The 23,773-nt window shown below is 69.3% G+C and carries 23 protein-coding genes; 10 read left to right on the top strand and 13 right to left on the bottom strand.

The window, feature by feature from the left end:
- Nucleotides 1-48: 48 nt before the first annotated feature.
- Together HWX36_RS02280 and HWX36_RS02275 are read right to left on the bottom strand one after the other, a co-directional pair.
- Nucleotides 49-1,197, bottom strand: a complete 1,149-nt coding sequence (locus tag HWX36_RS02280) for a LysR family transcriptional regulator (RefSeq protein ID WP_175950651.1) — start codon at nucleotides 1,195-1,197, stop codon at nucleotides 49-51.
- A 61-nt stretch (nucleotides 1,198-1,258) separates the two neighbouring features.
- The gene (locus HWX36_RS02275; RefSeq protein ID WP_175950259.1) at nucleotides 1,259-1,432 is read right to left on the bottom strand and encodes a hypothetical protein; all 174 of its coding nucleotides are present in this window, start codon (nucleotides 1,430-1,432) and stop codon (nucleotides 1,259-1,261) included.
- 249 nt (nucleotides 1,433-1,681) lie between these two features.
- Here HWX36_RS02275 and HWX36_RS02270 point away from each other — a divergent pair, with 249 nt between their 5' ends.
- Both HWX36_RS02270 and HWX36_RS02265 read left to right on the top strand, forming a co-directional pair.
- On the top strand, nucleotides 1,682-1,933 hold the full coding sequence (locus tag HWX36_RS02270; protein ID WP_175950650.1) for a hypothetical protein: 252 nt from the start codon (nucleotides 1,682-1,684) through the stop codon (nucleotides 1,931-1,933).
- A gap of 244 nt (nucleotides 1,934-2,177) precedes the next feature.
- Nucleotides 2,178-2,708: a DUF3005 domain-containing protein gene (locus HWX36_RS02265; protein ID WP_175950649.1), complete on the top strand. Its 531-nt coding sequence runs from the start codon at nucleotides 2,178-2,180 to the stop codon at nucleotides 2,706-2,708.
- 64 nt (nucleotides 2,709-2,772) lie between these two features.
- On the opposite strand, the gene HWX36_RS02260 is transcribed toward HWX36_RS02265, so the two are convergent.
- Together HWX36_RS02260 and HWX36_RS02255 are read right to left on the bottom strand one after the other, a co-directional pair.
- Nucleotides 2,773-3,537 (bottom strand): DUF4397 domain-containing protein, encoded by a 765-nt coding sequence (locus HWX36_RS02260; RefSeq protein WP_175950648.1) that lies wholly within the window; start codon nucleotides 3,535-3,537, stop codon nucleotides 2,773-2,775.
- Nucleotides 3,538-3,858: 321 nt separating this feature from the next.
- The gene (locus HWX36_RS02255; protein ID WP_175950647.1) at nucleotides 3,859-5,166 is read right to left on the bottom strand and encodes an MFS transporter; all 1,308 of its coding nucleotides are present in this window, start codon (nucleotides 5,164-5,166) and stop codon (nucleotides 3,859-3,861) included.
- Between the two features lie 245 nt (nucleotides 5,167-5,411).
- Between HWX36_RS02255 and HWX36_RS02250 the strand changes: the two genes are divergently transcribed.
- A complete protein-coding gene (locus tag HWX36_RS02250; RefSeq protein WP_175950646.1) occupies nucleotides 5,412-5,615 on the top strand; it encodes a hypothetical protein in 204 nt (67 codons plus the stop codon).
- Nucleotides 5,616-5,700: 85 nt separating this feature from the next.
- Entirely contained in the window at nucleotides 5,701-6,147 is a 447-nt protein-coding gene (locus HWX36_RS02245; protein WP_175950645.1) for a MarR family winged helix-turn-helix transcriptional regulator, read from the top strand.
- A gap of 84 nt (nucleotides 6,148-6,231) precedes the next feature.
- On the opposite strand, the gene HWX36_RS02240 is transcribed toward HWX36_RS02245, so the two are convergent.
- The 5 genes from HWX36_RS02240 to HWX36_RS02220 form a co-directional block, all read right to left on the bottom strand.
- Complete coding sequence (locus HWX36_RS02240; RefSeq protein ID WP_175950644.1) at nucleotides 6,232-8,517, bottom strand: molybdopterin cofactor-binding domain-containing protein; 2,286 nt, start codon at nucleotides 8,515-8,517, stop codon at nucleotides 6,232-6,234.
- A 217-nt stretch (nucleotides 8,518-8,734) separates the two neighbouring features.
- Nucleotides 8,735-9,388 carry an isochorismatase family protein gene (locus tag HWX36_RS02235; RefSeq protein ID WP_175950643.1) on the bottom strand — a complete coding sequence of 218 codons (654 nt, stop codon included), beginning with the start codon at nucleotides 9,386-9,388 and terminating at the stop codon, nucleotides 8,735-8,737.
- 19 nt (nucleotides 9,389-9,407) lie between these two features.
- Nucleotides 9,408-10,448, bottom strand: a complete 1,041-nt coding sequence (locus HWX36_RS02230; RefSeq protein WP_175950642.1) for a 2,5-dihydroxypyridine 5,6-dioxygenase — start codon at nucleotides 10,446-10,448, stop codon at nucleotides 9,408-9,410.
- Nucleotides 10,449-10,495: 47 nt separating this feature from the next.
- On the bottom strand, nucleotides 10,496-11,326 hold the full coding sequence (locus HWX36_RS02225) for an alpha/beta hydrolase (RefSeq protein WP_175950641.1): 831 nt from the start codon (nucleotides 11,324-11,326) through the stop codon (nucleotides 10,496-10,498).
- A gap of 25 nt (nucleotides 11,327-11,351) precedes the next feature.
- Complete coding sequence (locus HWX36_RS02220) at nucleotides 11,352-12,104, bottom strand: Asp/Glu racemase (RefSeq protein ID WP_060212471.1); 753 nt, start codon at nucleotides 12,102-12,104, stop codon at nucleotides 11,352-11,354.
- A gap of 300 nt (nucleotides 12,105-12,404) precedes the next feature.
- Between HWX36_RS02220 and HWX36_RS02215 the strand changes: the two genes are divergently transcribed.
- The 4 genes from HWX36_RS02215 (at nucleotide 12,405) to HWX36_RS02200 (ending at nucleotide 17,174) form a co-directional block, all read left to right on the top strand.
- Complete coding sequence (locus tag HWX36_RS02215) at nucleotides 12,405-13,562, top strand: FAD-dependent monooxygenase (protein WP_175950640.1); 1,158 nt, start codon at nucleotides 12,405-12,407, stop codon at nucleotides 13,560-13,562.
- 165 nt (nucleotides 13,563-13,727) lie between these two features.
- A complete protein-coding gene (locus HWX36_RS02210; RefSeq protein WP_175950639.1) occupies nucleotides 13,728-14,231 on the top strand; it encodes a (2Fe-2S)-binding protein in 504 nt (167 codons plus the stop codon).
- On the top strand, nucleotides 14,221-16,623 hold the full coding sequence (locus HWX36_RS02205; RefSeq protein WP_175950638.1) for a c-type cytochrome: 2,403 nt from the start codon (nucleotides 14,221-14,223) through the stop codon (nucleotides 16,621-16,623). The genes HWX36_RS02210 and HWX36_RS02205 overlap by 11 nt, the downstream gene beginning before the upstream one ends.
- Before the next feature lie 218 nt (nucleotides 16,624-16,841).
- Nucleotides 16,842-17,174 carry a hypothetical protein gene (locus tag HWX36_RS02200; protein WP_175950637.1) on the top strand — a complete coding sequence of 111 codons (333 nt, stop codon included), beginning with the start codon at nucleotides 16,842-16,844 and terminating at the stop codon, nucleotides 17,172-17,174.
- A 109-nt stretch (nucleotides 17,175-17,283) separates the two neighbouring features.
- Here HWX36_RS02200 and mmsB read toward each other — a convergent pair whose 3' ends face one another.
- The 3 genes from mmsB to HWX36_RS02185 form a co-directional block, all read right to left on the bottom strand.
- Entirely contained in the window at nucleotides 17,284-18,174 is an 891-nt protein-coding gene (gene mmsB, locus HWX36_RS02195) for a 3-hydroxyisobutyrate dehydrogenase (RefSeq protein ID WP_175950636.1), read from the bottom strand.
- Nucleotides 18,175-18,238: 64 nt separating this feature from the next.
- Nucleotides 18,239-19,765 carry a CoA-acylating methylmalonate-semialdehyde dehydrogenase gene (locus tag HWX36_RS02190; RefSeq protein ID WP_175950635.1) on the bottom strand — a complete coding sequence of 509 codons (1,527 nt, stop codon included), beginning with the start codon at nucleotides 19,763-19,765 and terminating at the stop codon, nucleotides 18,239-18,241.
- A 117-nt stretch (nucleotides 19,766-19,882) separates the two neighbouring features.
- Nucleotides 19,883-21,202 (bottom strand): MFS transporter, encoded by a 1,320-nt coding sequence (locus HWX36_RS02185; RefSeq protein ID WP_175950634.1) that lies wholly within the window; start codon nucleotides 21,200-21,202, stop codon nucleotides 19,883-19,885.
- A 153-nt stretch (nucleotides 21,203-21,355) separates the two neighbouring features.
- Here HWX36_RS02185 and HWX36_RS02180 point away from each other — a divergent pair, with 153 nt between their 5' ends.
- Nucleotides 21,356-22,315: a LysR family transcriptional regulator gene (locus HWX36_RS02180; protein ID WP_175950633.1), complete on the top strand. Its 960-nt coding sequence runs from the start codon at nucleotides 21,356-21,358 to the stop codon at nucleotides 22,313-22,315.
- Nucleotides 22,316-22,424: 109 nt separating this feature from the next.
- On the top strand, nucleotides 22,425-22,922 hold the full coding sequence (locus HWX36_RS02175; protein ID WP_175950632.1) for an SRPBCC family protein: 498 nt from the start codon (nucleotides 22,425-22,427) through the stop codon (nucleotides 22,920-22,922).
- Nucleotides 22,923-22,986: 64 nt separating this feature from the next.
- Here the strand turns inward: HWX36_RS02175 and HWX36_RS02170 are convergent, their stop codons facing one another.
- Nucleotides 22,987-23,709, bottom strand: a complete 723-nt coding sequence (locus HWX36_RS02170) for a haloacid dehalogenase type II (RefSeq protein WP_175950631.1) — start codon at nucleotides 23,707-23,709, stop codon at nucleotides 22,987-22,989.
- Nucleotides 23,710-23,773: the final 64 nt, after the last annotated feature.

Raw genomic sequence — 23,773 nt, 5'->3', positions numbered from 1 at the left:
CCGCGAGTAAATAGGACGGGGCCTACCGCGGGCGCCGCCGCATCGGATTCAATGCGGCTTCGTTGTCGCGCGGTGCGCACGCGTCGCGCGTGCAATGGGTGTCCGGTGGGTGCGGCCGCAGTGCGTGGCGCGATGTCGCACCGGCGAGCGCGGCGTATCGGGCGCAGGGGCGGCGCTCGTGTCGGCCGCCTGGACCGCCGAGACGGCCGGTAACGCGGCCTCGGCGTCGAGCCACGCACGCGTCGCTTCCGCGATCAGCCCGCGCAACCAGCGCCCGCCCTCGGCGCACTCGCCCGATTCGTTCCAGGTCATCCGGTACACGATGTCCGGCGGTTCGGCCGGCACCGCGACGGCGGCGAGCGGCAGCAGCTTCGCATAGTGCCGCGCGAGCCGGTACGTGGTGGTCAGGAGCATGTCGGTGCGCACCAGCGCATGCGCGGCGAGTTCGAAATGCGGCAGCGTGACGACGATCCGCCGCTGCAGGCCCACGCGTTCAAGTTGCTGGTCGATCGCGCCGGACGCTTCGCGCCACGACGGTGTCGGGCACAGCTGCGGCGCTTCGGCAAAATCGGCAGCCGTCATCGTGCCGCGTCGCGCGAGCGGATGCGTCGCGCGCATCAGGCACACGATGCGATCGTGGAACAGGTCGTCCTGCCGGAACCGCGACGCGCGTGCCGGGCGATTGTCGATCACCACGTCGAGTTCGCCGTCGGCCAGCGCGCGCTCGTCGTCGAAGCCGTCGCCGAGCGGATGGAACACGAGCTGCGCGCTCGGCGCGCGTTCGCGGAACAGCGTGACGAGCTTCGGCACGAACAGCACGTTCAGGTAGTCGGGGCAGCCGATCCGGTAGGTGCGCACCGACGTGCGCGCGTCGAACGTCGGCTGCTGGATGCGGATGAAGTCGATCACGCGCAGCGCGTTGCGCAGCGGTTCGATCAGCCGTGCACCGAATTCGGTCGGCACCATCCCGTAGCGGCTGCGCACCAGCAGCGGATCGCCGAGCAGCGTGCGCAGGCGCTTGAGCGCGGCGCTGGTGGCCGGCTGCGACATGTTCAGGCGCACGGCCGCACGCGACACGGTGCGCTCGGTCAGCAGCACGAGCAGGATGCGCATCAACCGTGCATCGAGCACGTCGAGCGCGCCCGCGGCGTCGGACGCGGCGCCGGGCGGGGCGTTCGGGTCTAGTGTGTCCCGCATGCCGATACGCCTCCCGGCGCCCCGATGCCCGAGCGCGACGCAGCAGCGGGCCGGCGGCGCGTCATTGTGCGAAGGTGCCCGGCCAGCCGACGATCCGCTTCGGGCGCGGCGGCGCGAGGTCGGGGTTGTGCAGCCGCGGGCTCGGCGCGGGGTTGCGCGCGGCCGAATCGGTTCGATGCGATGCGTCGTCCGCGCCGAGCGCGAGGCCCGGGCGGTGGGTGGCTTCCAGTTGCACGCCGTTGTCTCCTTCCATGTGCGGGGCGCGCAACCGGCAGCGTGGGAACGCTGCGCCGGCCCGGCCACCGTGGACGTTATGTCTCGGATTTGTTCGCGAGTATGGAAGGCCGGCACGGCGATGGGAAATTAAATATTCGGTTGGGCGTCATTTGAAAAATGAATGCAATGCGGGCGCCGGCGACGGCAGGCGCGGCACGGGAATTGCTCGCCAGCGGGCTCCATCCACATCGACATCAGCGGAGGTGTCATGCAGCGATATTCACTTCGTCATGTGTCGCGGGCCGTCTTTGCCGGCATCCTGATTGCGGGCCTGGCGGCAGGTGCGGGCTGCCAGAAGAAGAGCGACAGCAGCGGCGCGAGCTCCGACACGAGCGCAACGGGCGGCATGTCGGCCGCGCCGTCGGGCACGCCGAGCAGCGGCGCGGCCGGCAGCAGCAGCGACAGCGGCGCGAGCATGCCGGGCGCGGCCTCCGCGCCGGACGGCGCGAGCGGCGGCTGACCCGCGGCTGATCTGCGGTTATCCCGCGGTAATCCCGCGGTAATCCCGTGTGCCGGACGTTGCCCCGGCCGTGTGCGGGGTCGACGTCCGCTTGAGGCGGCGCCGTGCCGGCCTGGCACGTGCGCCGGGTGGTGTGCGTGCGCTCTGCCGCGCACATGAAAGATTTGCAAGGACCGTTGTAGCGATTCCCGGACCGGCGCCGACGGCCTGATCGCGGCGCACGCCGGCCGGACAAGGAGGTGCGATGCAGAACGTGGAATCGAATCCTGCCCCGGAAGATCGGGGAGACGAGGCGGCGAAGCGCCCGGCGACCGCGCCGGCGGCGCGCCGCATGCCCGATGCGGCGGGCGGGCGCCCGTTGACGCCCGAAATGATTGCCGCGAAGACGCCGACCGGCCTGCCGCCGATCGAACGCGGCACGCATGCGCCCGATAGCGGCGACCCGGTGCGGCGAGCGGCCGCCCGGATCGCGACGCTCGACAACGCGTGCATGGCGATGACCGACACCATGGTCGACGTCGACGGCAAGGGCATGGAGGCGGCCGCGGGCGCGTCGAAATGGCACGACAACGTGATTCATTCGAACGCGTCGCTCGACGAAGCGGTCGAGACGCCCGACGAAGGGCTCGGCGGGATCGAGAGCCGTCCGTCCGGCAACCTGCCGCAGATCGCGACGCGGCCGGGCTGGCACGTGCGTCATGTCGGCGCTGTCGACGTCGAGCGCGGCGATGGCGCGCGCGCCGAGCATGTGATCGTCCTGGAGCGGAACAGCTGACGGCGTGGCGGGAAGGTGCGGCGGGCGGCACGATCGCGCCGCCCGCCGCAACCGTTGGCGGTCCTTATTGCGGACCGAGTTCCTGCGCGGACGTATCGGCGTCGTTGCCCTGCGCAACCAGCACGTGGATATCGTTCGGCGTCACGTCGCCGACCCCGCCCGACGGGATCGTCAGCAGCAGCCAGTCGGCGTTGTTGTTGATGGTGACCGGCGCGGTCTCGAGGATCGGCGTCTTGCTGCCGGCCGTCGTGACGATCACCTGGTAGCTGCCGCCGTTCAGGTAGATCGAATCCTGCGTCGACGCCGGCACCGCGTTCTGGTAGGCCGCGCCCGCGAGCGTCGGGCTTTGCGTCGTGATGTCGGTGCCGGGCGGGACGATGTACATGTCGACGTTCTGCGCGTTCGGCGACGCGTTGAAGCTGCGCACGCGCGCCTTGTCCGACAGCAGGCCCTTGTCGTACGGATCGTCGATCACGGAAATCAGCGACGTCGTGCTCGGCAGTGCGATCGTCGTGTAGTGATGGCCGTTTGCCGCGCTGAACGACTGCGCGGCGATGGTCGTCGTCGTGCCCGAGACGTCATAGCTGGCGTTCTGCGTACCCGAGTCGATGTCGTGATAGCGCGTCACGCCCTTGTACGCGATACCGCCCTGGTCGAGCTTCGCGTTCAGGTAGTAGTCGAGGTTCGGCCCGGCCGGCACCGCGTTGATGAAGCGCGCCTGCGGCTTCGAGATGCCGAGTTCGGTGCCGACGTCGTTGCCGTCGCCGCCGCATGCCGCGAGCATGGAAACGACCGAGCACAGGGCGACCAGCGTTCGTATTGATTTCATGTTGTCCTCTCGTTCAGGGAACCTGCATTGCGGTGCGGGATCGCCGCGCGAAGGGTCGCGCGGTGCGCAGCGCCGGTTGAGGGAAGGATGCTGTCCGCCGGATCGGCGGGCGCGTGGATAACGCAAGCGATGTGCCTGCGTGACGAACGGCGGCGGGAGCGAGCCGGGAAGCGGCGGCAGGAAGCGGCGGCAGGAAGCGGCGGCAGGAAGCGCGCACGCGCCGCAGGGGCAGCGTGCGCGGGGCGGGGCAGGCAGGGTGGGGCGGGCCGCGCGCTCGGCGCGGTTGTAAAAACGACCGCGTCGCGCGCGGGACGGGCTGTGTCAGCGGTTGACGAGCCGGGCCGGATAGGCGAGCGCGAAGGCGCAGCCGATCACCATGCACGCGGCGAAACCGTACAGCCCCGCGCTTTGCGAATGGAACGTGTCGCGCAGCCAGCCGATGAAGTAGGTGCTGCCGAACCCGCCGAGGTTGGCGATCGAGCACGCGAACGCGATCCCGCCGGCGGCGGCCGACCCCTTCAGGAACGTCGACGGCAATGCCCAGACGACCGGCATCGCGGCGGCCGCTCCCGCGTTGATCAGCGAGAACAGCAGCACCGTCCCGAACGTGCCGTGCGACGACGATGCCGCAATCGCCAGCGCGACGGCCGACACCATGAACGGCACGACGATGTGCCAGCGGCGTTCGCGCGCGCGGTCGGAACTTGCGCCGCAATACAGCGTGGCGAGCACGGCCGCGGCATTCGGGATCACCATCAGCCAGCCGATGTGATACGCATCCTTTACACCCGTGTCGCGCAGGATCGTCGGCAGCCAGAAGCTCACCGCATAGAGGCCGAGCAGCACGCACAGGTCGATCAGGCCGAGCGCCCATACCTTCGGATCGGAGAACGCCTTGCCGAGCGCATGGCTCTTGTTGCCGGACGGATCGGCGTCGAGGTTCGCACGCAACGCGTGCTTCTCGTCGGCAGTCAGCCACTGCGCGGATTCGATGTTGTTGGGCAGCCAGCGCAGCACCGCGAAGCCGAGCAATACCGACGGCAGCGCTTCGAGCAGGAACAGCCACTGCCAGCCGCCGAGCCCGTGCGTGCCGTCGAACGCGCGCATGATCCAGCCGGAGATCGGGCTGCCGATCATGCTCGACAGCGGCAGTCCGACCATGAACAGCGCGACGATCCGCGCGCGGCGCGCATCGGGATACCACTGCGTCAGGTACAGCAGCACGCCGGGCAGGAAGCCGGCCTCGGCCGCGCCGAGCAGGAAACGCACGATGTAGAACTGCATCGGCGTGTGCACGAACATCGTCGCCCCCGACAGCAGGCCCCACGTGATCATGATCCGCGCGATCCACAGCTTCGCGCCGACGCGTTGCAGCACCAGGTTGCTCGGGACTTCGAACAGGATGTAGCCGGCGAAGAACAGGCCGGCGCCGAGCCCGTACACGGTATCGCTGAACTTCAGCGCGTCGAGCATCTGGAGTTTCGCGAGCCCGATGTTGATGCGGTCGAGATAGGCCGCGAAGTAGCACAGGCAGAAGAGGGTAATCAGGCGCAGCGTGACCTTGCGGTAGAGATTGCCGTGCAGCGCGTCGTCGGGGGAAACGGCGGCGCTCGGGTGTGCGGTAGACATGGGATTGCCCCTGTTCGAAGGTGACGGATGAATGGGTGGCCGATCGACGCGAGCGAACGTTCCGCTGCGCACTGGAGTCTGTATATCACGGCAATTAAGTAGCGTACACACTAGAAAATACCGAATCGAACAGGCACGGTTCCGGCCACGTGACGGCAAGCATTAGTGTGAAAAAAACCACGTGTTTGACGAGGTTTTTGACGGGGATCCATGCATGTTTCAAGAGGGTGGCGAGAGGAATTGGCATGCACATGATTCGTGCGTATGCACTTAAAAGTGGAGTGTATGCACGAAAATTTGCCGATGTACGCAAGCACTTGCGCGGCAGCAGGTTCGAACGTGTATGGCTTGCCGTCTCGGCGACGTTCCCGGCAGCCGATGCGCAGCCGTCAGGCGATCGTCAGGCGCGCCGCGCACCGGGTGCCGCGAATGCTGATGCACCGCAATGAAGCGGCAACCCGGCTTCCGGTCGAGCCGAATTGAGGGTGTACACTGCTTGTCTTTCACTGACTTGCGGCACGAGCCTTTACTTTCATGGCGTCTTCCAAGGATTCCTACGACTTTCACGACCAGGTCGGGCACCTGCTGCGCCGCGCGTATCAGCGACACGTGTCGATCTTCCAGGAGGCGATTCCCGATTCGGATCTCACGGCCGCGCAGTTCGTCACGCTGTGTGCGGTCAAGGAGCGCCAGGCGTGCTCGCTGAACGACATCGTCAAGGCGACCGCGATCGACCAGGCGACGATCCGCGGCGTGGTCGAGCGGCTGAAGGCGCGCGCGCTGATCGAGGTGCTGCCCGATCCGAACGACGGCCGCAAGCTGATCGTGCGCGCCACCGCGACCGGTCTCGCGCTGATCGACCGCACGGTGCCGTTCGCGCGGCAGGTGACGGAGCGCACGTATGGCGCGCTCAATCCGGGCGAGCGGGTCGCGTTGCAGTTTCTGCTGCGCAAGATGATGGAAGAAGACGGCGACGCGTGATGCGCGCCGCTCGCGGAGGGAGCCGCACCCGTCTGGCCGGCCTGTTTGTCGGCCGGCTTGATTCCGCGACGAAGCTGAGAGCGCTCAAGCCGCGCCGGTTGCCAGATGCTCACCGGCCGCGTCGACCGTCATCAACCGGCCTGCGTCGCGCAACGCGGCCCGGACCGTCTCCGGTGTAAACGGCGGCGCATAGAACCGCACGCCGGTCGCATCGAACAACGCGTTCGCGACGGCGGCAGGGCCCGGCACCGACGCCGATTCTCCCGCACCGAGCGGCGGCTCGCCTTGCCTCGGCATCAGCACGACATCGACGTCCGGCACTTCCGCGAAGGTCAGGATCGGATAGCTCGCCCATTCGCGCGACGCGACCTTGCCGTCGGCGAAGCGCACGCGCTCCTTCAGCGTGCGGCTCAATACCTGGATCACGTTGCCGTGGATCTGGTGACGCACGCCATCGGGGTTGATCATCGTGCCCGTGTCCTGGCCGACCGTCACGCGTTCGATGCGGATCTCGCCCGACACGCGATCGACGCTCAGGTCGACGATCCATGCCGACCACGCCGCGCCGAAGCCGGGGAAGCGGCTGTGCACGTAGCGCGCGTAGGCGATCCCGCGGCCGCGCACGAGCCGCGATGGAGCCGGTTCATGCGGCGTGCGCCGCATTCGCGGCGTCCAGCCCGCGCGATCGGCCACCGCCTGCAGCAGGTCGGACGCGCGCGTGTCCTGCAGATGGCGCAGCCGGAATGCAAGCGGGTCGGCGCCGGTGAGCGCCGCGCATTCGTCGACGAACGCATCGTGCGCGAACGAGTTCGGCAGCGCCGACACGCCGCGCAGCCACGACGCGCGCACGAGCGGTGCGAGATCCTCGCAGACGAAGCGGCGATGCGGGCTCGCGTAAGGCGACACGGCCGTGCGGTCGCCCATCTCGAATACGCGCGGCTCAGGCGCGATCGTGCCGGTTAGCAGCGCCGCGAGCAGCGGCGCGTCGTTCGACGGGTAGCGCGTGGTGAAGTCGTAGCCGAGCAGGCGGCCGTCACGCGTGACGGTGCCGGTCACCTGCATCAGCTGGCCCGTGCCTTTCGGTTCCCACAGATGTTCGTCCGCGCGCGAGAGCTGCACGCGCACAGGGCGGCCGACCGCGCGCGACAGCAGCAGCGCGTCGCCGCACACGTCGTCCGCGCCGTTGCGGCCGTAGCAGCCGGCCGCTTCCATCCGCACCACGTCGAAATCGGCTTCGTCGCGCGCGACGAGCGTCGCGAGGTCGTAGCGCAGCGATACGGGGTTCTGCGTGCCGGACCACACGGTGATCCGGCCGTCGCCCGGTTCGCGGTAGTCGGCGAGCGCGCATGACGGGCCGATCGAGCCGTGCATCTGGAACGGCCACGCATAGGTGCGCGACAGCGTGATCGTGTTGGGCTGCGTACGCGCGGCGTCGACATCGCCTTCGTCGAGCAGCACGCGGCGTCTGGCCGGTGCGGCGGCGATCGCGGCGGCCGGTTCGCCGAGCGGCGGCAGTGCGGGGAGTGGCCGCCACGTCACGCGCAGCTGGCGCGCCGCGCGGATCGCGTGTTCCTCGCGCTCGGCCACCACGCCGACGAAATCGCCGATCGCGACGACGGCCACGCGCCCCGGCACGTCGGCCACCGACGCGCGGTCGACATCGACGAGCGAGGCGCCGACGAATGCGCCGCTGTCGTGGCCTGCATACGGCGGCCGCACGACACGGCCGTGCAGCATGCCGGGCACGCGCATGTCGTGCACGAACGTGAGCTGGCCGGTTGCCTTCGCGGGCAGGTCGACGCGCGGCGATGACCTGCCGACGATCCGGTATTGGGCGGGGTCCTTCGTGCGGGTATTCAGGTCCAGCGTCAGCGCGATCCGGTGCGCGGCGACGAGCGTGGCGAACGTGGCCGTTTGCCCGTTCGCCGAGATCGTCGCATCGTCGATTTGCAGTTGCGCCGGGTCGACACCGAACCGTTCGGCGGCAAGCGCCAGCAGCGCGTGGCGCGCCTGCGCGGCCGCACAGCGCAGCGGCGTCGCGGAAATCTGGATCGTCGCGCTCGCGATGGTCGGGCCCTGGTTCGGTGTCGCGGCCGTGTCGCCGAGCACCATCGTCACGCGCGCGGCCGGCACATCGAGTTCCTCGGCGACGATCTGCGCGAGCGACGTGCGGATGCCGGTGCCGAGATCGACGTGGCCGTTGAACGCGAGGATGCGGCCGTCGTCGAGAATCGCGACGAACACTTCCGGCAGCGCCGGCACGTAGGACGACAGGCTGCCCGGCTGGCCGGGCGCCGGCTTGACGGGCGGCGCGGGCGGCCGGATCACGGTCAGGCAGCCGTTGCGCGCGAGCAGTTCGGAGCGGTTCACGGATGACGGGTCCTGTCGAGGGAGAGGCGGCGCGCGGCCGGCTGCGGCGTGTGCGGGGCGAGGCGGCCGGCGGCCCGGGCGTCCTGTTCGCGGTGTGTGGCGAGGGCAATGACGGTGACCGTCGCGCGCGCGCGTGCCCAATCTAGGCCGCCAAAAGAGCAGCGTCAACCGGGCGGGCGCCCGCCGGCCAGTCACGCCGCCGGCCCGCCGCGACGGATCATCGCGTGCGCGCCTGCATCGCATCGATTGCCGCGATCGCATCGTCGAGCGGCATCACTGCCGCGTATTTCTGTTGCATGTCGAACAGGTTCGCGTCGTGCGGCGCGATCGCGCGATCCCCGACGCAATCGGCGAGCACGAGCGGGCGGAACCCGTGCGACATCGCGTCGACCACGCTCGCGCGCACGCAGCCGCTCGTCACGGCGCCCGCGACGAGCAGCGTCTGCACCGCCCGTTGCGCGAGCCACGGCGCCAGTTGCGTGCCGAAGAATGCCGACGGCACGGTCTTGCGCACGACGAGTTCGCCTGGCGCGGGCGTGAGCTCCGGCACGATCGCGCTGTTCGGATGGTGTTCGGTCAGCGTCGCCATGCCGGGCACCTTCAGCGAGAAAACGTTGTCGTCGCTGCCGTCGTCCGCATACACGATGCGGCTGTGCGCGACGGGCCAGCCGCGTTCGCGCGCGAGCGCGAGCGCACGCGTCGTGCGCGCGATCGCCGGTGCGATGTTGCCGCCGCCGAACGTGGCGGGATCGGCGAAGCCGACCACGAAGTCGACGATCAGCAGGCCGATGTTGCCGTGCGGCGGCAGCGGCGTGCCGAAACCCTGCTGGCGATACACGTTGGCTTCGGCGTGGCGGGAAAGATCGTTCATGGTGTCGGGTGCTCGTGGGTCACGCGGGTTGATCGGTCACGCGGCCGTCGCGCACGACGGTTGCGCCGTCGAGTTCGACCGTGCAGCGGCGCAGCGGGATGTCGATGTGGCAGGTGGTCGTGCGGTTGCCGCCGCCTTCGTTGTTCGGGCCGAGCGAGAACAGGAAGTTGCCCTCGAATGCGCGTGCGTCCATCCCGATCGTCGCCTCCCGGTCGTACAGCCCGAGCGTCGACCAGCGCGCGCGCGGCTGCAGCCCCCAGCCGACATGCGAGATCGCATAGCCTTCGGGGTCGGCGAAGGTCTCCATGTAGTCGCGCAGCAGGTCGGCGTCGACGCCGCCTTCGATGCGCGTTGCATAGCCGCCTTCGACGGTCAGTACGATCGGTTCGCTCACGTAGCGCTTCTGCGGCAACAGGATGTCGCCGCGATCGATCACGATCGTGCCGCGCGCGGTGCGGTCGTTCGGGTAGGTCAGCGCGAAGCCGCTCGGCCAGTGGTCCCAGCGGCCCGGCGCGTCGACGAAGCCGTATTCGGCCGTCGGCGGGAACTCGCCGAGCGGACACACGAGCGCGGTGCCGGCCGCCGACGTCACGCGCATCTCGCGGGCGGCGGCGATCCGTTTCGCCGCGGCGAGCACGCGCGTGCGGTCGGCGAGCGTGGGCACCATCCGCACGAGCACTTCGGGCGGCTCAACCGCGAGCAGGATTTTCGTGCCGGACTTCAGGATATCGTGCTGCTCGGGCGAGAACAGCAGCGTCATCAGGTCGAGCACGAGGTCGCTCTCGCGCAGCGCGGCGATCGCGGCCTTGTTGCCGGTCAGCGGCGTCGTGCCGAGATACGCAAGCGGGTCGCGGCTGAACGCCTTGTCGCCGTTCACCGGCGGCAGGTCGAGCCGGTTGACGATCGCGCCCATCGTTTGCGTCGCGATCAGTGCGCACGACAGTGTTTGCGGGTGAGTGGCCGCGCTCGTCAGGATCGTGACGGTCTGGCCCGGTTCGAGGCGTGACAGCGCGAGCACCTGCTTCCACGCGTCGATCAGTTGGGTATCGCTGACTGGCATCGTCGGCTCCGGTAAAGGCGTGAAGGAAAGGGGCGGGCGCCGCGCGATCAGGCTGCGAGCGGCGCGCCGAGGAAGTCGCCGAATGCCGCGTAGAAGCCCGGCGCGTTGTCCCAGGGAATCATGTGGCCGGCGTCGGGCACGCGCACGTGCCGCATCGACGGCGTCGCGCGCCGCAGTTCGGCGACGTCGTCGTCGCGCACCACGTCGCCGCGTTCGGCCGTGATCAGCAGCGACGGCACGGCCAGCTGCGCGGCGTCCGCGTGGAAATCGTCGGTATGAAAGCCTTCGTACGTCGCGCGCACCGCGCGCTCGTCGCAGGTATGCAGCCATTCGGCGCGCAGCTGCAGTTCGGCGTCGGTCCAGGTTGGGCAGAACGCGCGCATGCCTTCGGCGTCGGTGCCGGCGCGCGCGAGCGCCATCGAGTCGATGTACCACGGCAGCTTGCCCGGGTAGTCGCGACGGTTCGGGCCCGACACGGGCGGATCGACGAGCACGACCGATTCGAGCCCGCGGATAGTGCGCCGCGCCGCGCGCGCGGCGATCCGCGCGCCCATCGAATGGCCGACGAGGCTCGTGCGCGGCAGGCCGAGCGCGGCGACGAGTGCCGCGATGTCGTCGGCCTGCGCATCGAGGCTGTAGTCGAGCGATGGCGACGCGTCGGACAGCCCGCGGCCGCGCACGTCGAGCACGTAGGTATCGAACGCCGCGCCGAATACTTCGCCGACGAAACCCCACGTGATCGCGGGGCTCGTGATGCCGGGAATCAGCACGATTGCCGGGCGCGATGCGCGCGCGCCGGTCGCGCCGCCGTAGCGCAGGTAGTGCTGGCGGATGCCGTTCGCGCGAACATTCGCGCCGTACAGGAAAGTCGAGGGCATGTGGGCTCCGTCGAAAGGGGCGCGCTCAGTACGCGCCGGACAGCAGTGCGCCCGCGCCGGGCACGATCGGTTCGAGGTCGAGTTCGCGCAGCATCGCGTAGGTCGTCGCGATCGCGGCCGTGATCACGGGCTTGCCGGTCATCGCCTCGACCTTCGCGACGGCCGGCAGCGACGGCATCTGCACGCAGGCGGACAGCACGATCGCATCGGCGTCCTGGTAAGGCAGCGTCTTCACGATATCGGGCAGGCGCGCCGGGTCGTGGCGGCCGACGTCGAGGTTGTCGGGGATTTCCAGCGCGCGGTACGCGAGCACGTCAAAGCCTTCGTTGCGGATGTAGTCGACCACGAGTTCGGTCAGCGGCAACATGTACGGCGCGACGACGACGATCCGCTTCGCGCCGATCACCTTCAGCGCGTCGACGAGCGCGCCTGCGCTCGTCAGCACCGGCGCCTGTGCGCCGTTGTCCGCCGTGTGCTTCGTCAGGCGCGCCTGCGACACGCGGTGGTAGCCGTGCCCCATCGCCATGATCGCGACGAGGCACGCGTAGCCGAGTACGTCGACGCGCGCATCGCTCAGTTCCACCGCGCAGCGGTCGGATTCGGCATCCATCGCCGCGAGTTCTTCCTTGACGACCTTCTTCATCCGCATTCGGCTCGAGTGATACGTGAAGCGCTCGGGGCGGATCGCTTCGCGCAGCCGCAGCATCGCGGGAATCTCGGTTTCCATCGTCGTGTTGGAACTCGGCACGATCTGGCCGATGCGGTAGGTCTTGCTCATGGCGGGGGAGGCTCCGTGTCGGTAAGGATGGGGCGGCACGCTGGCGCGGGATCGCCGGATGTCGAGCAAAGTCTAGTGTGTACATTTAAAAATCGCAATGGATAAAAATGGCGCAGAACGTGTGATGGTCGCCTTATGCCTCGAATATTCGTGGAATTATTGGTGTTTTCCCGAATGTCTCTGCGACCGGCGACAATCCGCTTGTCATGAATAAATTGAGTGTGTACGCTATATAAACGCCATTCAATCCGCCCGTTCTCGCGCCGTGTCCGGCGGCGGGCCCACGATCAGGAGATCCGCATGAGCACACCCCGTATCGCAATCATCGGCGCCGGCCTCGGCGGCACGGCCGCCGCGGCGCTGCTTCAGCGTGGTGGCTACGACGTCGCGCTGTACGAGCAGGCGCCGGCGTTCTCGCGCCTCGGCGCGGGCATCCACCTCGGCCCGAACGTGATGAAGATCATGCGGCGCATCGGCTGCGAGGACGCGCTGGAGACGATGGGTTCGCATCCGGATTGCTGGTACAGCCGCGACTGGCAAACGGCCGACGTGCTCGCTCGGATCCCGCTTGGCGATTACGCGCGCAAGGCCTACGGCGCGAGCTACCTGACCGTGCATCGCGGCGATTTCCATGCATTGATGACGCAGGCGGTGACGCCCGGCACGATCCGCTTTGGCAAGCGGCTCGCGGCCGTGGACGACACCGGCGACGCGGTGCGCCTGACGTTCGCCGACGGCAGCGTCGAGACGGCCGACATCGTGATCGGCGCGGACGGCGTGAATTCGCGGATCCGCGAGCACCTGCTCGGCGCGGAGCCGCCGCGCTACACGGGCTATGTCGCGCACCGCGCGGTGTTCCCGGCGTCGCTGCTCGGCCACAAGGCGTACGACATGTGCGTGAAGTGGTGGTCGGAGGATCGCCACATGATGGTCTACTACGTGACCGAGAAGCGCGACGAGTATTACTACGTGACCGGCGTGCCGCAGGCCGAATGGCCCGAAGGCGTGTCGATGGTCGACAGCAGCCGCGACGAAATGCGCGAGGCGTTCGCCGGTTTCCACGCCGACATCCAGCACCTGATCGATGTGTCGCCGTCGATCACCAAGTGGCCGCTGCTCGAACGCGATCCGTTGCCGTTGTGGAGCCGCGGCCGCCTCGTGCTGCTCGGCGACGCGTGCCACCCGATGAAGCCGCACATGGCACAGGGCGCGGCGATGGCGATCGAGGATGCCGCGATGCTTGCGCGTTGTCTCGATGAAGTCGGCGTCGGCGACTACGCGGGCGCATTCGCGCTGTACGAGGCGAATCGTGCGGCGCGTGCGTCGAAGGTGCAGCTCGTATCGCACAACAACACGTGGCTGCGCACGAACGAGGATCCGTCGTGGGTGTTCGGCTACGACGTGTTCGACGTGCCGCTCGTCTCGCCGTCGCGCAACAGCGTCGCGGCCGTGGCCTGACGCGTACGCGGCCCCGCGCCGGCCGGCGCTTCGCCGTCGCGAGCGCCGATGCGCCGGTACGTGTGTTTTTCGGCGTGTTATATGTCAGGCGCGCCGGCGGCAGTGCCCGCCGCCGGTCGCCCGCCCCCGGCCCCTCGGCCCGCGCGCCGCATTCCGGATCCATTCATGTCCCATCCCGCTTCTCCGTCGCGGCCGCTGGCGTTTCGCGTGAACGGCGCGCCGCACACCTTCGACGATGCCGCCCCCGACGCGCCGTTGCTGCTGGTCTTGCGCAACGACTGCGCGCTCAACGGCCCGAAATACGGCTGCGGGCTCGGGCAGTGCGGCGCATGCACGGTGCTGGTCGACGGGCAGGCAACGCGTTCGTGCGTCGTGCCGGCCGCCGCCGCGAGCGGGCGCGACGTCACGACGCTGGAAGGACTCGGGTCGAGCGACGCGCCGCATCCGATCCAGCGCGCGTTCATCGACGAGCAGGCCGCGCAGTGCGGCTATTGCTTGAACGGGATGATCATGACCACGAAGGCGCTGCTCGACCGCGATCCCGCGCCGGACGATGCGGCGATCCGCGATGCGTTGCGCTTCAATCTTTGCCGCTGCGGCACGCACCTGGAGATCATCCGGGCCGTGCATCGCGCGGCTCGCTATCTGCGAGGCGGCGATGAAGCCTGACGCGGGCTTGCCCGTCGCGCCGGCGCGCGTGACGTTACCCGAGCCGCGCGATGACGTCGGCGTCGATGCATTGTGCGCGCACCACGCGCGCTACACATGGCCGATCGGAGATGCGCATGCAGGCGCGCAGGTATCGCTCGACGTCGAAACGCGGACCGCGTCCGACGGTCGGATGACGACCTGGCGCTATCGCGCGCGGGCGGCCACGGACGATCTTCACGCGCCGCACGGCGCCAGGACCGGGCACGCGGATACCGGCCCCGCCGCGCCGTTCGTCTACCGGCATGCGCAGACGTCGATCGAGCTTGCCGATGCCGGCCGCGCGATTCCCGGCCACGCGCACGTGTTCGCGCGCGAATCCTTCGTCGACGAACTCGCGGACGCGTTGCGGCGCGACCCGGTCGCGTTGCGCCTGCAGCACCTCGATGCGGCGCGGGACGCGGGGCCGCGCGAGATTATCCGGATGGTCAGCGAGCGCGCCGCATGGGGCGCGCCGGTCGCGGTCGACCCGGGTGCACATGCACGCCTGAGCGGGCGCGGCTTCGCTTTCGATGGCGCCGCGGCGTCTTCCGGCGACACGCCGCCGGCAGCCGACGCGATACGCGACGGCGACGCGCGCTGGTCCGCATGGGTCGTCGATCTCGATGTCGACCGCGCGACGGGCGACGTCGCGGTGCGGCGCGTCGTGGCCGGGCAGGGGGCCGGCGAACCGGGCGGCCCGTCGATGGCCGGCTTGCCCGCCTGGCAGATCGAGGCGGCGATTTCGCGCGTGATGGGGGCGCGCTTGTCCGCGCGGCCCGCGCACGACGAAACCGGCACGGGGGCGCGGCCGGATGCGATCGCTCACGAACTGATCGCGTTCGACGACACCGCGCATCGCGCGCACGGTGAACTGTCCGCGCACGATGCGCGCCGGATCGAGCAGGCGGCGGCGCCCGCGGCGGCGGCGATCGCGAACGCACTCTACGACGCGACGGGCGTGCGGTTTCGCGCACCGCCGTTCGACGCCGAGCGCATTCGCGCGGCGCTCGCGCGACCGGTGCCGGCCGATTCCGGCGAAGCGGGGCGTCGCGCGTCGCGCTGGCGCCGCTGGCTGGCCGGCGGCGGCGTGGGCGGGGTGGTCGGCGGGCTGATCGGTCTGGCCTGCGCGATCCTGCCGGGCCCCGCGTCGATCGCACCCGTTGCGCCCGGCGGCGCGGACGGCGCGATGTGGAGCGCGGCGACGCTCGAACGCGGCCGCCTGGTCGCCCTCGCCGGCGATTGCGCGGTGTGCCACACCGCGCCAGGCGGCGCGACCAACGCGGGCGGGCTCGCGCTCGATACGCCGTTCGGCACGATCTACACGACGAACCTCACGCCCGACCCTGAAACCGGCATCGGCAGATGGTCGTATCCGGCGTTCGCGCGCGCGATGCGCGAAGGCATCTCGCGCGACGGCACGCACCTGTACCCGGCGTTCCCGTACACGGCGTTCGCGAAGCTGAGCGAGCCCGACCTGCTCGCGCTCTATGCGTACCTGATGTCGCAGCCGCCGGTGAAGCATGTGCCGCCGAAGACGACGCTGCCGTTCCCGCTCGACCAACGGCGTCTCGTCGCCGGCTGGAACTGGCTGTTTCACGATGCACGGCCGTTCGCGCCGGACCCGGCACGCTCCGCGATGTGGAATCGCGGCAAGTATCTGGTCGACGGCGCCGGGCACTGCGGCGCGTGCCATACGCCGCGCAACGCGCTGGGCGCGGAGAAGGGCGGTCGGGCGTACCTGGCGGGAGGCGAGGCCGAGGGGTGGGTCGCGCCGCCGCTCGTCGCGTCGCCGGCGACGCCGGTGCCATGGACCGAAGGCGCGCTGTTCGACTACCTGCGCACGGGCTTCTCCGCGCAGCATGGCGTCGCGGCGGGGCCGATGGCGCCCGTCGTCGCGGGGCTTGCGTCGCTGCCCGAGGCCGATGTCCGGTCGATCGCGCACTATCTCGCGTCGCTGTCGCCGCCCGTCGATACCGCGGCGGCGGCCGATGCGGCGGCCCGGCGCGCGCGCGGCGCGCAAGCCGTTGCGACGCTCGGCCTCGAGAACGGCCGCCGGGCGTTCGACGCCGCGTGTGCGGTCTGTCATGCGGAATCGGGCGGCGTCGGGCATTTCGGCGTACGCCCGTTGATGGGGCTCAACACGAGCGTCAGCCAGGCCGCACCGGACAACCTGCTGCGCGTGCTGCATCACGGGATCGACCAGCCGGCCACCGGCGAGCTCGGTTACATGCCGGGCTTCGGCGACGCATTCGACGATCGGCAGATGGCCGAACTGGCCGCGTATATCCGGGCGCGCTACGCGCCGGGACAGCCGACGTGGCGGAACCTGGCGGAAGCGTCGGCCAGGATCCGGCAGGAAGCCGCGCACTGATCGGCCGCCGCGCAACGCGCTGCGGCGGGCCGGCCGGGAGAAATGACCGGTTCGCGCGATCTGGCCCGGAAACAGGGCGGAAATATTGCCCCATTTTCATCATCGTTTAACCATTCGAAACAATGTGTTCACCGAAAGGGGCATGATCTCCGGCGATCGAGCAGGCATACTGTCGCCTATGTTGTTCAATACGCGTCGAACGGCGCGCGCTTGCCCCCATGTCCACTCCCGTTTCCTTTCGAACCTTGCGATGGTTGACCGTCGCGGCTGCCGCATGCTTGCTCGCCGCGTGTTCGACCGCTTCCGACGTGACCGCGACGTCGAACCCGAACGTGTTTACCGTGACGACGCGCACGGTCGGCGTGTCGACGACGTGGGCCGACGCCCACACGAAGGCCGTTGACGAAGCCACCAACTACTGCACGCAGCGCGGCATGCGCGCGAGCATGAAGCAGGAATCGCTGACCGGCGGCAGCCGGGTCGGCGCGCGCTCCGAACTCGCGTTCGAGTGCCATCCGACCTTCGAGACGGCGTCGAACCCGCGCGGTTGAACGACCGGCGGCGGCGCCGCCCGCGTTTTCCTTCCCCCGCAAGCAACACGACCCGCGATGCCGTTCAGGCACATCGCGGGTCGGCGCGCGTCCGGTGCAGGCTGCGGGGTTACGCCGGCTGCGCCTCGTACAGCTTCACGCACGCGGAGAAGTCGAGCGTGCCGAGCCCCTGCTGGCTCATCGACTGATAGAGCTGCTGCGCGAGCGCGCCCATCCACACCGGCTGGCGGGCGCCGCGCGCCGCTTCGGTCGCGAGCCCGAGATCCTTCAGCATCAGGTTCGCCGCGAACCCACCCGCGTAGCCGCGCGCGGCCGGCGCGGCGTCGCTCACGCCCGGATACGGGTTGTAGGTGTCCGAGCTCCAGCAGCGGCCGGTCGACGTATTGATGATGCCGGCCAGCACGGCCGGATCGATCCCGAGCGCCGCGCCGAGCGCCATCGCTTCCGAGACGCCCATCATCGAGATGCCGAGCAGCAGGTTGTTGCAGATCTTCGCGATCTGCCCGGTGCTAGTGCCGCCGCAATGCACGACGTTCTTGCCCATGTCGAGCAGCACGGGGCGGAGGCGCTCGAACAGCGCGGCGTCCGCGCCGACCATGAAGGTCAGCGTGCCGGCCTGCGCGCCGCCGGTGCCGCCGGACACGGGCGCGTCGGCGAGCGGGAAGCCGCGCTGCGCGGCGGTGTCGGCCACGGCGCGCACGGTGCCGGGATCGATCGTGCTGCAGTCGATCAGCGCCGCGCCGGCGCGCGCGCCGGCCAGCACGCCGTCGTCGCCGAGGTAGACCGCGCGCACGTGCTGCGCGGCCGGCAGCATCGTGATCACGACCGCGCCGCGCGCGGCCGCTTCACGCGGCGAGCCGGCGGCCGCCGCGCCGGCGCGCACGGCGACGTCCACCGCGTGCGCGTCGAGGTCGAACACCGTCAGCGCGTGGCCGGCTTTCAACAGGTTGGCGGCCATCGGGCCGCCCATGTTGCCGAGTCCGATGAATGCGATTTCCATGTACAGGTCTCCGTGTCGACCGGACTTGGCGCTTTGGCGCCTGGTCCGGTTCCATGCTTCGCACTCAGCGCAGCGCGATCGTCGTGTTCACGCCGCCGGCCGTCGCGTCGTCGTCGAACCAGCGCGCGGTGACCGTCTTGGTCTGCGTGTAGAACTGCACGACCTGCTTGCCGTACGGGCCGAGATCGCCGAGCTTCGAGCCGCGCGAACCCGTGAAGCTGAAGTAGGGCACCGGCACCGGGATCGGGATGTTGATGCCGACCTGGCCGATGTCGATCTCGCTCTGGAACTTGCGCGCGGCCGCGCCGCTCTGCGTGAACAGGCCCACGCCGTTGCCCATCGGGTTGCGGTTGACGAGCGCGATCGCTTCGTCGAGCGTGTCGGCTTCGAGCACGACCACCACCGGCCCGAAGATTTCTTCCGTATAGATCGACATGTCGGTCGTCACGCCCGAGAAGATTGTCGGGCCGACGAAATTGCCCTGCTCGTAGCCGGGCACCTTCACGTTGCGGCCGTCGAGTTCGAGCTTCGCGCCGGCCTTCACGCCTGCGTCGATCAGCGACAGGATGCGTTCCTTCGCCGCCTTCGATACGACGGGGCCGACGTCCGTGCCCGCTTCCGCGCCCGCGTTGACCTTCAACAGCTTCGCCTTTTCGACGAGCTCGGGCAGCCAGTCGCGCGCCTGGCCGACCAGCACGACGACCGACGTCGCCATGCAGCGCTGGCCGGCCGCGCCGAAGCCCGCGCCGACGAGTGCGTTGATCGTCTGCTCGCGGTGGGCATCGGGCAGCACGACCGCGTGGTTCTTCGCGCCCATCATCGACTGCACGCGCTTGCCGTGCTGGCTGCCGAGGTTGTACACGTGCGTGCCGACGCGCGTCGAGCCGACGAACGAGATCGCCTTGATGTCCGGATGCGTGCAGAGACGGTCGACCACCATCTTGCCGCCGTGCACGACGTTCAGTACCCCTTTGGGTACGCCGGCCTCGATCGCGAGCTCGACGAGCTGCATCGTCGACAGCGGGTCCTGCTCCGACGGCTTCAGCACGAACGTGTTGCCGCACACGATCGCCATCGGGAACATCCACAGCGGAATCATCCCGGGGAAGTTGAACGGCGTGATGCCCGCGCACACGCCGATCGGCTGGCGCAGCGTGTAGGTATCCACACCACCCGCGACGTTTTCCGCGAATTCGCCTTGCTGCAGCGTGCCGATCGAGCACGCGTGCTCGACCACTTCGAGGCCGCGGAAGATGTCGCCCTGCGCGTCGGGCAGCGTCTTGCCTTGCTCGGCCGTCAGCGTGTGCGCGATCCGTTCGAGATTGCGGCGCACGAGATCCTGGAACTTCAGCATGATGCGCAGCCGTGCGCCGATCGGTGTCGTCTTCCACGTCTGGAATGCACGCTGCGCGGACGCGATCGCGGCATCGACCTCGTCGAGCGTCGCAAACGGCACGCGGCCGATCGTTTCCTGCGTCGCGGGGTTGACGATGTCGCCCCATTCGGCGCTTTGCGATTCGACGAACGCGCCGTCGATCAGCAGCTTGGCGGTGGGCAGGGCGAGGGTGGTCTGGGGAACTGCGGCGTTCATGGAACTCTCCGGGATAGGAAGCGGTGTTGCGATGAAAAAGCAGCCTGTATCCGCCGCCCGTGCAGGCACGGCGGACAGCAGGACGAACTGGATCCGGACGGATGCCGGCTGGCGCGCTCAGGCGCGCGGAGGCCGCATCAGCGCGGTGCACATGAGCGCGAACACGCCGAAGCCGACGAGGTACGCGATCACGTAGTGCGGCTGGCCGCCGCCGGCCTTGAGCAGCGACGTCGCGATCATCGGCGCGAAGCCGCCGCCGATCACGCCGGCCAGCTGCACCGACAACGAGATGCCGCTGTAGCGGATTTCCGCGGGGAACTGCTGCGCGAACAGCAGCGATTCCGGCGCATAGAGGATCGGGAACACGACACCGAGGCCGAGCACGATCGCCCACCATGCGTACGACACCTGCTGCGTGCCGAGCATCATGAAGAACGGCGCGGCGAACGCGCCCATCAGCACGAGGCCGATCGCGAACATCCGGCGCTGGCCGATGCGGTCGCTCAGGTGGCCGCACAGCGGCATCGTGACGAGCGACAGCGCCGCGCCGGCCGTGATCGCGTGCAGCATGGCGGCCTTCGGCAGGTGCAGCTGCTGCGTCGCGTAAGCGAGCGCGAACGTGACGACCATGTAGAACCAGGTGTTCTCCGCGGCGCGCGCGCCGACGATCGTCAGCACCTCGCGCGGATGGCGGCGCAGCGCGGCCGTCACCGGCGACTTCTCGGCCTTGCCCTGGCGCTGCATCTTCTCGAAGTCGGGCGATTCGGGCACCTTCGCGCGGATGAACCAGCCGAGGCCGACGAGCGCGATGCTCGCGAGAAACGGCACGCGCCAGCCCCACGACAGCATGTCGGCTTCCGGCAGCGCGGCCACCGCGGCCATCGCGACCGACGACAGGATCAGGCCGAGCCCGACCCCCGTCTGCGGCAGGCTGCCGAACAGCCCCTTGCGGCCCTTCGGCGCGTGTTCGACGGCCATCAGCACCGCGCCGCCCCATTCGCCGCCGACGGCCATCCCCTGCAGGAAGCGCATCGCGATCAGCAGCGCGGCGGCCCAGTAGCCGATGCGGTCGTACGACGGGATCAGCCCGATGATCATGCTCGGCACGCCCATCAGCAGCAGCGTGATCATCAGCATCGACTTGCGGCCGATCCGGTCGCCGAAGTGGCCGAACACGATGCCGCCCATCGGCCGGCCGATGAAGCCGACCGCGAACGTGCCGAACGCGGCGAGCGTGCCGACGACCGGGTCCAGCGACGGGAAGAAGATGCGGTTGAACACGAGCGCGGCGGCCGTGCCGTAGAGGAAGAAGTCGTACCACTCGATCGTGGTGCCGGCCATGCTGGCCCAGCCGGCCAACAGGTAGTGCTTCGCGGTGCGCCCGGGCGCCGGCGCCGCGACCGTCGCATGCTCATCGAGGGTGGATCGGGTCTGCATGGTGTCTCCGTGGTGGTGCCGCGGCTCGTGGTCCGCAGGTCACGGTCGAGTATAGTTATGCGCAGATTCATCATGTACCGATAAAGAAACCGGTTGGATGTGCATTTATGCATATCGACGGCCGGCCTGGAGACGCCAGCCTTTTTCTCGCCGATGCGACATGCCACCGAGCCGGTTTCCGGCAACCTGAACTGGGACGACCTGCGCTTTTTCCTCGAAGTCGCGCGCACGCAGCGCGCGAGCGGCGCCGCGAAGCGGCTCGGGGTCGACTACACGACCGTCGCGCGGCGCATTCGGGCGCTCGAGGCCGCGATGGGCACGCTGCTGTTCGACAAGTCGCGCTCCGGCGGCTTCATGCTGACGGCCGAAGGGCAGCGGCTCGTCGCGTATGCGGACGCGATGGAGACGACCGTGCAGTCCGCGTGCGACCAGGTCGCGAACACCGGCGAGGCGTTGTCGGGCCACGTGCGGATCGGGTCGACCGAGGGGTTCGGCTGCTTTTTCCTCGCGCCGCAGCTCGCGCGGTTTCGCGCCGCGCATCCGCATGTGACGGTCGACCTGCTGCCGGTGCCGCATTTCGTCAACCTGCCGAAGCGCGAGGCCGATCTGGCGATCACGCTCGAGCGGCCCGAGCGCGGGCCTTACGTGGTCACCAAGCTGTGCGACTACCAGCTGCGGCTCTATGCGACGCGCGACTATCTCGCGAACCACGCGCCGATTACCTGCACGGACGATCTCGCGCCGCACGCGTTCATCAGCTACGTCGACGATCTCGCATTCAGCAACGAACTGCTGTATCTGGACCGCGCGGTGCCGGGCGCAACGGCCGGGCTGCGCACGACGAGCGTGATCGCACAATATTTCGCGGCGCTGCAGGGCGGCGGGCTCGCGATCCTGCCGTGCTTCATGGCAGGCACGCAGCCGGCGCTGGTGCCGGTGCTGCCGGACGACGTGGTCGTCACGCGGTGCTTCTGGCTGACGTGCCGCGAGGATCTGCGCAAGCTGCGGCGCGTGACCGCGCTGTGGGATTACCTGCGGGCGGCGGCGGACGCGAATCGCGCACTGCTGTCGGGCGAATCGGGGGCGATGAGATTCGTCGGCGACGCCGATTAGCCGGTGACGGAAGCGGCGGCGATCGCTGCAGCGGCGTGCCTGCAGCGCAACGCGGAGGCGAGGGCTATCATCGCGCCATGTCCGTACCGGCAGTTGCCAGGAGAGTGTCGTGGAAATTCATTCGCAGTGGACGTTCGATTGCCGGCCCGAGCATGTCTGGCCGCATTTCCTCCATGCCCGGATGGACGATACGCGGCCGCTGCTGTTCCGCCTCGGCGTGCCGAAGCCGGTCAGCTGCCGCGTGCTCGAAGGCGTGCCGGCCGTCGGCAACACGCGGCAGTGCACGACCGATCGCGGCACCATCGACCAGCGGATTCTCGTGCTCGACGAGCCGCGCCGGCTGCGTTACCGGATGGTGGCGTCGACGGTGTGGTGCCGCGACTGGGTCGGGCTGCTCGAGGACGAATTCACGCTGACGCCCGTGGAAGGCGGCCGGACACGCGTCGAACGGCGCACCGTGTTCAGTGCACGCGGCCTCTTCAGGCCGATCAGGCAGATCGGGTTGTGGCTCGCGTTGCAGCAGGCGCACCGGTATGCGGCCCGCAACTGGCGGCGTCTTGCGATGGCCGCGCAGGGGCAGGCGGCCGAGATGGCGTCGGCGCGCTAGGCCCTGGGAGCCGGCGCTCGACGAGCCGCCGGCCTCCCCGCGATCGCGCACCGGAACCCGGTTTTCAACGCGGGCACTCGAGCCGATCCGCGAGTTCGTACAGGTCCCTGACGTCGAAGTCCCACGCATCGTCGGCTTTCAGGTCGGTCGTCTGGCCGGGCCCGTGTTCGGTCGGCCGCAGCACGAACGCGGTCGACAGCCCCTGGCGGCGCGCGGCCGCGAGGTCGCCGTTGTGCGCGGCGACGAGGCACAGCTCGGCCGGCTCGACGCCGAGAATTTCGACCGTCTCGCTGTAGACCTGCGGCGACGGCTTGTACGCGCGAACGACTTCCGCGCCGAGAATCGCATCCCACGGCAGCCCCGCGCGTTTCGCGACGTCGACCATCAGCCGGATGTTGCCGTTCGACAGCGGCGCGATGATGAAGCGCCGCTTCAGCCGGTGCAGCGCCGCGACGGCGTCGGGCCACGGGTCGAGGCTGTGCCACGCGAGGTTGAGCGCGTCGATGTCGGCGTCGGGCACGTCGACGATCCCGTAGCGGTCGAGCGTGCGGACGAGGTTCTCGCGATGCAGCACGTCGAGCCGCACGTAACGGCGGCGCCCGCTGCGGACTTCCTCCATCGACGGCGAATATTCGGCCCGCCACGCATCGGCGAACTCGAGCGGGTCGAGCGCGGGGGCATGGCGGTCGAGGAACGCGGCGGCGCCGCGTGCGACGCCGCTTCTCCAGTCGACGATCGTTCCGAAGACATCGAAAACGAGCGCCTTGATTTCGGCAGGGTTCGTCATGGTGATCCCGTGAAGGTCGTTCGATGAGGACACACATCGCCGTGCCGCCGGAATGCGCGACGCC

The organism is Burkholderia sp. BCC0405, from assembly GCF_902833075.1.
Taxonomy (GTDB): domain Bacteria; phylum Pseudomonadota; class Gammaproteobacteria; order Burkholderiales; family Burkholderiaceae; genus Burkholderia.
This window is presented reverse-complemented; position numbering and strand designations above follow the sequence as displayed.